1 protein-coding gene is annotated in these 1,355 nt (G+C 67.2%); it reads left to right on the top strand.

Annotated features, from left to right (window positions below):
- Positions 1-1,355, top strand: a 1,355-nt coding sequence (locus A5696_RS05510) for an HAD-IC family P-type ATPase (RefSeq protein WP_156738262.1), incomplete at both ends; no start/stop codon positions are given.

Genomic DNA, 1,355 nt, shown 5'->3' with positions numbered 1-1,355 from the left:
AAGGTCCTGGTCAAACGCCTGGTGTGCATCGAGGACCTGGGCGACATCGACATCCTGATCACCGACAAGACCGGCACGCTGACGGAGGGCCGCATCCGCCTGGTCGGCGCGGTCGATCCGGCCGGTGCGCCGGCCGAGCCGGTCCGGCGGCTCGGGTTGCTGGCCACCGACGTCGACCCGGAATCCGGTGTGGTGAGCGCCAATCCGCTCGACGCCGCGCTGTGGGACTCCCCGCAGCCACAGCAACTGGTGGGCGGCGCGGTGCGCCGCGTCGCGCTGCTGCCGTTCGACCACGAGCGGCGCGCGACGTCGGTGTTGGTCGACGACGACGGCAACCGCCTCCTCGTCGTCAAGGGCGCCCCCGAACAGGTCCTGGACCGGTGCGACGGGACGCCGGCGGCCGCGGATGCGACCCTGGCGGACTTGTTCGCCGCCGGACGGCGGGTGGTCGCCGTCGCCACCCGCCCGGCCGCCGAGCTGACGGAGCTCACCGCCGACGACGAATCCGAGTTGATGCTGGTCGGGTTCTGCGTCTTTGCCGACGAGCCCAAGGCCGCCGCCCGGCAATCCCTTGATCAGCTTGCCGAGCTGGGAATCGAGGTGAAGATCGCCACCGGCGACAACCCTCGGGTGGCCGAAAAGGTCTGCGCCGAACTGGGTTTGGTCTCCAAGGGCACGATCACCGGCGCGCAGCTGGAATGCCTCGATGACGACGAATTCGGCCGCGCCGCTGCGGACCACAGTATCTTCGCCCGCATCTCCCCCGACCAAAAGGCACGGCTGATCACCGCGGCACGCCGCACCGGAAGATCGGTGGGGTTTCTCGGCGACGGGGTCAACGACGCGCTGGCATTGCACGCCGCCGATGTGGGCATCTCCGTCAACAGCGCCACCGACGTGGCCAAGGACGCGGCCGACGTGGTCTTGCTGGAAAAGGACCTGGGGGTGCTGGCCACCGGGGTGGCCACGGGCAGAAGGATTTTCGCCAATACCATCAAGTACGTGTTCATGGGCACATCGAGCAATTTCGGCAACACCTTCAGCGCCGCCGCCGCGTCGGCGTTCTTGCCGTTTCTGCCGATGCTGCCCAGCCAGATCCTGCTGGGCAACCTGCTCTACGATGCCTCGCAGTTGGCGATCCCCACCGACCGCGTCGATGAGGAGCAACGCGATGCGCCGGCGCACTGGAACGTCGCCTTCATCCGCAGGTTCATGCTGACGTTCGGGCCCATCAACTCGCTGTTCGACTTCTTGACCTTCGGATTCATGCTCGGCATCCTGCACGCCGGCGAGGTGGCGTTTCACACCGGGTGGTTCCTGGAAAACCTTCTCACCCAGACGTTTATCGTTTTCGC

It is taken from the genome of Mycobacterium sp. E2699 (assembly GCF_001666745.1).
Taxonomy (GTDB): Bacteria; Actinomycetota; Actinomycetes; order Mycobacteriales; family Mycobacteriaceae; genus Mycobacterium.
The sequence above is the reverse complement of the archived record's forward strand: the minus strand, read 5'-3'. Positions and strand labels throughout refer to the sequence as shown.